Source organism: Henriciella litoralis, assembly GCF_002088935.1.
Classification (GTDB): Bacteria; Pseudomonadota; Alphaproteobacteria; order Caulobacterales; family Hyphomonadaceae; genus Henriciella; species Henriciella litoralis.
Map to the genome: position 1 here is coordinate 1 of NZ_NCSS01000002.1, position 8,467 is coordinate 8,467.

9 protein-coding genes and 1 pseudogene are annotated in these 8,467 nt (G+C 61.7%); 9 read left to right on the plus strand and 1 reads right to left on the minus strand.

Features of this window, described 5'->3' with window-relative positions:
• Positions 1 to 97 precede the first annotated feature (97 nt).
• Both B8783_RS18785 and B8783_RS18790 read left to right on the plus strand, forming a co-directional pair.
• A complete protein-coding gene (locus B8783_RS18785) occupies positions 98 to 208 on the plus strand; it encodes a hypothetical protein (RefSeq protein WP_407646310.1) in 111 nt (36 codons plus the stop codon).
• A gap of 185 nt (positions 209 to 393) precedes the next feature.
• Positions 394 to 738, plus strand: coding sequence for a MarR family transcriptional regulator (locus B8783_RS18790; RefSeq protein ID WP_407646311.1), 345 nt, complete (start codon positions 394 to 396; stop codon positions 736 to 738).
• Between the two features lie 670 nt (positions 739 to 1,408).
• Here B8783_RS18790 and B8783_RS18275 read toward each other — a convergent pair.
• Positions 1,409 to 2,178: pseudogene (locus B8783_RS18275) on the minus strand (IS630 family transposase); the annotation flags it as partial.
• A gap of 451 nt (positions 2,179 to 2,629) precedes the next feature.
• Between B8783_RS18275 and trbB the strand changes: the two are divergent.
• The 7 genes from trbB to trbL form a co-directional block, all read left to right on the plus strand.
• The gene (gene trbB / locus B8783_RS00035; RefSeq protein WP_084417740.1) at positions 2,630 to 3,613 is read left to right on the plus strand and encodes a P-type conjugative transfer ATPase TrbB; all 984 of its coding nucleotides are present in this window, start codon (positions 2,630 to 2,632) and stop codon (positions 3,611 to 3,613) included.
• Positions 3,610 to 3,939, plus strand: a complete 330-nt coding sequence (locus tag B8783_RS00040; protein WP_009802150.1) for a TrbC/VirB2 family protein — start codon at positions 3,610 to 3,612, stop codon at positions 3,937 to 3,939. Before trbB ends, B8783_RS00040 begins: the two co-directional genes overlap by 4 nt.
• A complete protein-coding gene (locus B8783_RS00045) occupies positions 3,939 to 4,208 on the plus strand; it encodes a VirB3 family type IV secretion system protein (protein WP_009802149.1) in 270 nt (89 codons plus the stop codon). The genes B8783_RS00040 and B8783_RS00045 overlap by 1 nt, the downstream gene beginning before the upstream one ends.
• Positions 4,209 to 4,211: 3 nt before the next feature.
• Positions 4,212 to 6,671 carry a conjugal transfer protein TrbE gene (gene trbE / locus B8783_RS00050; RefSeq protein WP_084417741.1) on the plus strand — a complete coding sequence of 820 codons (2,460 nt, stop codon included), beginning with the start codon at positions 4,212 to 4,214 and terminating at the stop codon, positions 6,669 to 6,671.
• Positions 6,664 to 7,404, plus strand: coding sequence for a P-type conjugative transfer protein TrbJ (gene trbJ, locus B8783_RS00055; protein ID WP_084417742.1), 741 nt, complete (start codon positions 6,664 to 6,666; stop codon positions 7,402 to 7,404). Before trbE ends, trbJ begins: the two co-directional genes overlap by 8 nt.
• Positions 7,405 to 7,409: 5 nt before the next feature.
• Positions 7,410 to 7,682, plus strand: coding sequence for a putative entry exclusion protein TrbK-alt (trbK-alt, locus tag B8783_RS00060; RefSeq protein WP_084417743.1), 273 nt, complete (start codon positions 7,410 to 7,412; stop codon positions 7,680 to 7,682).
• A gap of 3 nt (positions 7,683 to 7,685) precedes the next feature.
• On the plus strand, positions 7,686 to 8,467 hold a 782-nt coding region (gene trbL / locus B8783_RS00065), incomplete at its 3' end, for a P-type conjugative transfer protein TrbL (protein WP_084417744.1).

The following is an 8,467-nucleotide window of genomic DNA, read 5'->3' on the forward strand; positions in this document are numbered from 1 at the left end:
CATGGACAACATCTTCATCGAACGTCTCTGACGGTCGCTCAAATATGAAGCGGTCTACCTTCAGGACATTGCCGACGGCTTCGCTGCCTAGCGCATCATCGACGACTGGATGCACTTCTACGATTGCGAGCGGCCACACTCGGCCCTTGGCAAGGCCACGCCCGATGAGGCATACGGAGAGGAAATCGCATTCAGAAAAGCGGCCTGATTAACTGCAAGGGATATACCTTAGCAAGGCCGGAAGACTGTGCAGTAAAAACAGGACCACCTCAGATGGCGCAAGAGCAAATTCACGGATTCGCAGATAGTAGTTTCCTGGGCGACGAGCGAATCGAGCTCGCTTTTCTACTAAGCGACGTTACGCGTGAACTTCGACGTCGGTTCGATCTCGATATGGCTGCGTTGAAACTAACGCGCGCGCAATGGAGAACAATACTGTACGTTTTTCGGCTTTCTAACCCTACTCAAACTCAATTAGCCGAGAAAATGGAGTTGGGGCGAGCCTCGGTTGGCGCTCTAATAGACCAATTAGAGAGAAGTGGATATGTATCCCGGATCGCGGACGTCGAGGATCGTCGCGTGTGGCGAATTGTGCCTTCTCAATTGGCAAACTCACGGAAATCTGAGATTGATCGGGCAGGAAGGAGGGTTGCTGGTGAGTTGTTTGCAGATTTCAACGACAAAGACCTTAGAGATCTCCGTCGATGTCTTGAAAAGCTAGTTCCAGGCGCGAGGTGAGGCCGAGGCTTACCGATAATGATCTGCTCGCCTGAACTCTCGTCGAGTAGAGTTGCTCTGCTCGACAATCACAGGATCATTTCTGCTTAGAGTTCCGGTATTCTGGAATCTGGCTGAGGTGAAGCGAGAATGATGAACGCATCGAATTTCACGGACGCGCAAGAGGCGCTTATTTTTGGAGCAGTAGACCTCCTCCGGTTGCCTGGACGGTCATGAGCTAGCAGATTCTAGCGTGTCCAGTCGGCAGCTTTCGTAGTTTATTGGCCACATGTATCCTAGGTCTGAGTGGCGTCTGCCGGGATTGTACCAGCCCTCGATAAATTTGAAGCCTGCTCAGATGGGCACATAGGTATTGTCAGCGACCCAGAGCACATTCGGTTCAGCGGCATGGAGTTCGGGTCGATCAGATCACCAGATGGACGGTGGCGTTTATCCCGGACCGTCGTGTTGGAATTTCTGCGCTTGCTAGCGCCCCACAAGCCTGCAGCTTGCATAAGGCGTTCGGTTCTATTGCGGATCGATCTGATATCTTCGTCCACAAGGTCATCAGAATCCACGGCGCACCATAGCTTGTCTTTGAGGCTTGTTGATACGCCCTCATCATCTCTGTCAGGGCCGGACTACCGATCCAAAGCGCGTCAATCGGCGCCGGCACTAGGGCGGCTTCCATTCAATCTGCATCGTATCCGCAGGTGGCGAAATAGTTGAGGCATTCCTGCGAGCTTAACAGGTCGACGATGTGTCCTATGGTGTTCCAAAGCGTATCAACGGGTCGTTCGGCGGCCTTTCGCGGAGGAGCCTTGAGCTTTGCGAAGGCCTTTTCGATGGGGTGAGGTCGGGGCTGTAGGGCGGCAGGAAGACGAGTTCTGCGCCTGCAGCCTTGATCAGCTCCCGCACCTTCGGTCCCTTATGGCTTGAGAGATTGTCCAGGATCACCGTGTGGCCGGGCGACAGGGTGGGTACGAGGAACTGCTCCACCCAGACGGTGAAAGCCTCGCCATTGATCGGCCCGTCCAGAACACATGGGGCGACCATCCCGCTGGTGCAAAGCCCGGCCACCACCGTGGTTGTTTTCCAGTGCCCGAACGGAACGCTCATGCTCAGCCGCTCGCCGCGCCCGCAGCGGCCATGGGTGCGCGTCATGTTCGTCGAGACCCAGGTTTCATCGACGAAGACCAGCCGGTCGGGATCAAGCTCGGGCCGTCCCTCGAACCACGCCTCGCGCCGGATCAGGACGTCCGGGCGGTCTTGCTCGCTGGCATGGCCGATTTTTTTACGCGTGATGGCGCGGCGGTCGAAGAACCGCCAGATTGTCGAGACCGCCGTATGAAAACCGCGCTCTGCCAGGGCAGCACGTATCTCTTCAAGTGTGATGTCGCCACGCTCGTCCAGCAGTGCGAAGATGAAATCGGCATGCGTCTCTATCCGGTGCGAGGTGCGGTCGCCGCATCAACGGCGGCTAATGCCTGAAGCCTCAGATCAATCGAAAGCGTCTCCCCAGGACAGGCTGACCTCCTTCATCAGCCGACATCGTGAATCAGAATCCGCTCGTCTTGTGGATCCCAAATGATTCAAGTCGCTCGGAAAACGCGCTAACTCAAACAACGGACCGCTTTGCTGGAGGCAGACCACCCGAGCCAATTGACGACGGATGATGGGAGCGGCCGAGCCCCCACCACTAGACCCAAGCCCAGGAAGAGCACTTCCGGCGATAAGATCGAAGAAGCCGACAGCGATATCTGCCGCGAGCTTGAACCGCCGGAAATCTTGCGCGCCACTTCCACATTATCCTGCCATTGCGCGCTACACCACTACTACGCCCTCAAAACTGTTGCTGACCCCTACATAACGGTCTTCTTGATCGTCCCCGTAATCAAACGCGGGGCCGCTAATGACCGACCAACCTTTCAAATCCGAAGCGATCGAGCGCGGCTCCCGCATGCTTCGCACGGCGCTCGGGCCGCATGTCGCCACCTGGCTTGCGGACCCGATCGTCGTCGAGGTGATGCTCAATCCCGACGGGAACCTCTGGGTCGACCGCCTGAGCGAAGGCCTCGCCGACACCGGCGAAGAGCTTTCCGTCGCTGACGGCGAACGCATCGTCCGTCTGGTTGCGCACCATGTCGGCGCAGAGGTTCATGCTGGCGCTCCGCGTGTGTCCGCGGAGCTGCCGGGAACAGGGGAGCGGTTCGAGGGGCTTCTTCCGCCTGTGGTCGCCGCCCCGGTCTTCGCGATCCGCAAGCCGGCCGTCGCGGTCTTCACACTCGAAGACTATGTCCGCGCCGAGATCATGCCAGACGATGCGGCGGCGGCATTGTGCGACGCCATCACATCCCGCGCCAACATCCTTGTCGCTGGCGGCACCTCGACCGGCAAGACCACGCTCACCAATGCATTGCTGGCGGAAGTCGCCAAATCCTCCGACCGCGTCGTTCTGATCGAGGACACACGCGAGCTCCAATGCCTGACGCCGAACCTTGTCGCTCTGCGGACCAAGGATGGCGTCGCGTCGCTTTCCGATCTCGTTCGCTCCTCGCTGCGCCTGCGGCCTGACCGCATCCCCATCGGCGAGGTGCGCGGGGCTGAGGCGCTCGATCTCCTCAAAGCCTGGGGCACCGGCCATCCCGGCGGCATCGGCACCATCCATGCCGGTTCAGCGCTCGGCGCGCTGCGCCGCCTCGAACAGCTCATCCAGGAAGCCGTCATCACCGTGCCCCGCGCGATGATCGCCGAGACAATCGACCTGATCGCCGTCCTCTCGGGGCGCGGATCGGCGCGCCGACTTTCCGAACTCGCCCGCGTCGAGGGCCTCGATGCGACCGGGGACTACCAGATCCAACCGCTTCTTCACCCCAGGACAGGAGACCATCCATGACCAAAACCACAATTCTCTATCCGCGCTGGCCGCTTTACGCGACGGCGCTCGCGTTCAGCCTTTTGCTCGTCGCGCCCGCCCATGCGGCGGGCTCGGGCATGCCCTGGGAGGCGCCGCTCCAGTCAATCCTGGAATCCATTGAAGGGCCGGTCGCCAAGATCGTCGCGGTGATCATCATCATCGTCACAGGACTGACGCTCGCCTTCGGCGACACCTCCGGCGGTTTTCGCCGCCTCGTGCAGATCGTCTTCGGCCTCTCCATCGCCTTCGCGGCGTCGAGCTTCTTCCTGTCATTCTTCTCGTTCGGCGGCGGAGCGCTGATCTGATGCGCGAGCTGGCCGACATTCCGGGCTTTTACGCGCCCGTCCACCGCGCCCTGGTCGAACCGATCCTGCTCGGCGGCGCGCCCCGCACGGTCGCCATCGCCAACGGCACGCTCGCAGCAGCCGTCGGACTTGGCCTTAGGCTCTGGGTGGTCGGGATCGCACTCTGGCTTGTCGGCCATCTCCTCGCGGTCTGGGCCGCAAAACGTGACGCCCAGATCGTCGATGTTGCGCGCCGGCATCTTCGTTTCCCAACCTGGTTCGGAGTCTGAGCGATGATGCGCCTCGCCGAATATCGCTCGACCGCCTCGCTATTGGCAGATTTTCTTCCGTGGGCGGCGCTCGTCGCGGAGGGCGTCATCCTCAACAAGGATGGCAGTCTGCAACGCACCGCACGGTTTCGGGGGCCTGACCTCGACTCCGCGACACCGTCAGAACTCGTCGCCGTGTCCGGCCGGCTCAACAACGCCCTTCGCCGGCTCGGATCGGGCTGGGCGGTGTTCGTCGAAGCGCAGCGGGCGCCGGCGCGCGACTATCCGCTCTCACATTTTCCCGATGCCGTTTCCGCCCTCGTGGACGTGGAACGACGCGCCCAGTTTGAAGATGCGTCCAGACATTTCGAAAGCAGCTACTTCCTGACTTTCGTCTGGATGCCGCCGCTCGACGATACGAGCCGCGCGGGACGATGGCTCTATGAGGACGCGCCCGACAGCAGCCTCAACCCGCGAGAGCATGTCGAGAGTTTTATGGCGCGAACGGATCGCCTGCTCGATCTCCTCGACGGCTTCATGCCGGAGGCCGCCTGGCTCTCAGACGAAGAGACACTGACCTTTCTGCATTCGACCGTGTCGACGCGTCGTCAACGCCTGCGCTTGCCCGAAACGCCGATGCATCTCGATGCGCTCCTGGCCGATAGCGCGCTTGTCGGCGGGTTGACGCCGAGTTTGGGCGGGGCGCATCTGCGCAGCCTCTCCATCATCGGATTCCCCACGGCCACATGGCCGGGACTGCTGGATGAGCTCAATAGCCAACCCTTCGAATATCGCTGGGTCACGCGCGCTATCTGCCTCGACAAGACCGACGCGACCAAACTGCTGACGCGCATCCGCCGGCAATGGTTCGCCAAGCGCAAATCCATCGCCGCGATCCTGAAAGAGGTGATGACCAATGAGGCGTCGACGCTGCTCGATAGCGACGCGGCGAACAAGGCCGCCGACGCCGATGAAGCCTTGCAAGAGCTCGGCGCCGACATGGCGGGCGCCGCCTACATCACCGCTACGCTGACCGTCTGGGATGAGGACGAAGCCGTCGCGGACGCCAAGCTAAAGGCGGCGGAAAAAGTCATTCAGGGTCGTGACTTCACCTGCATGCCCGAGACTTTGAACGCCATCGAGGCGTGGCTCGGCTCGTTGCCCGGCCATCTCTACGCCAATGTCCGTCAACCGCCGGTCTCCACGCTCAATCTCGTCCACATGATCCCGATATCGGCAGTCTGGGCAGGACCGGCGCGCAATGATCATCTGGACGGACCTCCACTCTTTTACGCGGAGACGGAAGGCTCGACTCCGTTCCGCTTTTCACCCCATGTCGGCGATGTCGGGCACACGCTGGTCGTCGGTCCGACCGGGTCGGGCAAATCCGTGTTGCTGGCGTTGATGGCGCTGCAATTTCGTCGCTATGCGGGCGCGCAGATCTTCGCCTTCGACTTCGGCGGCTCGATCCGCTGTGCGACCGTCGCCTGTGGTGGCGACTGGCAGGATCTCGCCGGCGCGCTTTCGGATGACGAAGCCGCCGTCCAGCTTCAGCCGCTGCGCAACATCGACGATATCGGCGAACGCGCCTGGGCGCAGGACTGGCTGTCCGGCCTGATCGCGCGAGAAGGCGTCACCATCGATCCGGTCGCGCGGGATCATCTCTGGTCGGCGCTGACCTCGCTCGCCTCGGCGCCTGTCGCAGAACGAACGCTCACGGGGCTATCCGTCCTGTTGCAGTCGACCGAACTCAAACAGGCGCTCACGCCATTCTGTCTTGGCGGCCCCTTCGGGCGTTTGCTCGACGCCGAAACAGAAGAACTCGGAACAGCCGATTTCCAGGCCTTCGAGACCGAAGGGCTGATCGGATCGGCCGCGACGCCGGCCGTGCTCGCCTATCTGTTCCACCGGATCGAGGATCGCCTCGATGGACGTCCGAGCCTCATCATCGTCGATGAAGGCTGGCTCGCGCTCGATGACGGGACATTTGGCGGCCAGCTCCGCGAATGGCTTAAGACTCTAAGGAAGAAGAACGCCTCCGTCCTCTTCGCCACGCAATCGCTCGCCGACATCGACAATTCCGCGATTGCGCCCGCCATCATCGAGAGCTGTCCAACGCGCATCTTCCTGCCGAACGAGCGTGCCTTCGAGCCGCAGATCGCCGACATCTACCGCCGCTTCGGCCTCAATGAACGCCAGATCGAGATCGTCGCGCGGGCCATGCCGAAGCGGGACTATTACTGCCAGTCGCGCCGCGGCAATCGGCTCTTCTCGCTCGGTCTCGGCGAGGTCGCGCTCGCCTTCACGGCCGCATCGTCGAAGACCGATCACGCCGCCATCACCGACATCCTCTCCGAACACGGACGAGACGGCTTCGCCGCAGCCTGGCTCGCCCGTCGCGGTCTCGATTGGGCCGTCGAACTGCTCGGCCAAACACCTGATCCGATCCCATCCCCTCAAACCACGGAGACTACTCATGCGTAAGAAACTCGCCGCCCTCATGCTGACCGGAGCCATCGCTTTGGCGCCGATGCAACCGGCCTATGCGCTATTCGGCGTCGGCGACGTCGTCATCGATCCGACCAACCTCGCGCAGAATATTCTCACCGCCGCACGCACCCTCGAAATGATCAACAATCAGATCACGCAGCTTCAGAACGAGGCGCAGATGTTGATCAACCAGGGACGCAACCTCGCAAACCTGCCGCACTCATCGCTGGCGCGTCTGCGGTCGATCATGCAGCAGACGGAAGATCTGCTGGGCGAAGCGCAGCGCGTTGGATACGTCGTCTCCGAAATCGAACGCGTCTTCTCAGAACAATATGGAGACGCCGCAGCAACCGGCGATTTCGCCGCCATGAACGCCAATGCCGAGGCGCGCTGGCGGACCTCGGTTGCAGGCTATGAAGACGCGTTGAAGGTCCAGGCCGGCGTCGTCGGCAATATTGAAGCGACGCGCACGGAATTGAGCACTCTCGTCTCGCAAAGCCAGGGTGCGGTCGGCGCCTTGCAGGCGGCGCAGGCCGGCAATCAACTTCTCGCCCTGCAAAGCCAGCAGATGACGGACCTAACCGCCGCCATCACCGCGCAGAACCGCGCGGACGCGCTGGACGCGGCTCGGCGCGCCTCCGCTGAGGCACAGGGACGCGAGAACCTCAGCCGTTTCCTCGATTACGGGACCGGCTACACGCCAACCGCCGTCAGCATGTTCCGGTAAGTTCCGTGCGCAGCTCTCCCGACCAAATCATCAGGCCCGTCGCCATCGCCTTGGGCGGGCTCGCTGCGCTCTTCGCCGCGGTTGAGCTGGCGAATACGGTCACTCCGGAAACGCCATCGGTTCCTCCCGTGACCAACAATCCTTTGCAGGCGGAACTTTCTCGCTGCCGAACGGTGACGCCGGAAGAGCTGGAAATCGACACGACGTGTCGCGCCGCCTGGGCAGAGCAACGCCGCCGATTTCTCGGGCTTCCCGGCGACGATCCCGAGAAGGAGTAGGATATGGGCGGCGTTGGCGTCATTGACCGCTTCCTGCAGGTCTTCACCTCCTACATCGACAGCGGCTTCGGCCTGCTCGGCGGCGACGTCGCCTTCCTGGCAACAACCCTGATCGTCATCGACGTGACGCTTGCTGCGCTCTTCTGGGCCTGGGGCGCCGACGACGACATCCTCGCCCGGCTCATCAAGAAAACGCTCTTCGTCGGCGTCTTCGCCTACATCATCGGCAACTGGAACGCACTCGCGCGCATCGTTTTCGAAAGCTTCGCCGGGCTCGGCCTCATCGCTTCGGGCGGCAGCCTCAGTGCCGGCGAGCTGCTTCAGCCCGGCCGCATCGCCGAGATCGGCCTTGATGCGGGCCGTCCGATTCTCGCGTCGATTTCCGATCTGATGGGGTTCGTCTCCTTCTTCGAGAATTTCCTTCAGATCATCATTCTGCTCTTCGCCTGGCTGGTCGTCCTCCTGTCTTTCTTCATCCTGGCTATCCAACTCTTCGTCACGCTGATCGAGTTCAAGCTCGCCACGCTGGCCGGCTTCATCCTCGTACCCTTCGGCCTGTTCAACAAAACCGCCTTCATGGCCGAGCGGGTGCTGGGATTGGTGATCTCGTCCGGGGTCAAGGTCCTGGTGCTCGCCGTGATCGTCGGCATCGGCTCGACCATCTTTGGCGAGTTCACCGCCGGGTTCACGGGCGAGCCGACAATCGAAGACGCCATGGCGATCGTGCTCGCCGCGCTTTCGATGCTCGCGCTCGGCATCTTCGGTCCGGGCATCGCCAACGGCAT

Bases quoted from the DNA above. Each gene is read 5' to 3' on its own strand.
- B8783_RS18790 (WP_407646311.1), top strand. From the start codon at position 394: ATGGCTGCGTTGAAACTAACGCGCGCGCAATGGAGAACAATACTGTAC.
- trbB (WP_084417740.1), top strand. From the start codon at position 2,630: ATGACCGACCAACCTTTCAAATCCGAAGCGATCGAGCGCGGCTCCCGC.
- B8783_RS00040 (WP_009802150.1), top strand. From the start codon at position 3,610: ATGACCAAAACCACAATTCTCTATCCGCGCTGGCCGCTTTACGCGACG.
- B8783_RS00045 (WP_009802149.1), top strand. From the start codon at position 3,939: ATGCGCGAGCTGGCCGACATTCCGGGCTTTTACGCGCCCGTCCACCGC.
- trbE (WP_084417741.1), top strand. From the start codon at position 4,212: ATGATGCGCCTCGCCGAATATCGCTCGACCGCCTCGCTATTGGCAGAT.
- trbJ (WP_084417742.1), top strand. From the start codon at position 6,664: ATGCGTAAGAAACTCGCCGCCCTCATGCTGACCGGAGCCATCGCTTTG.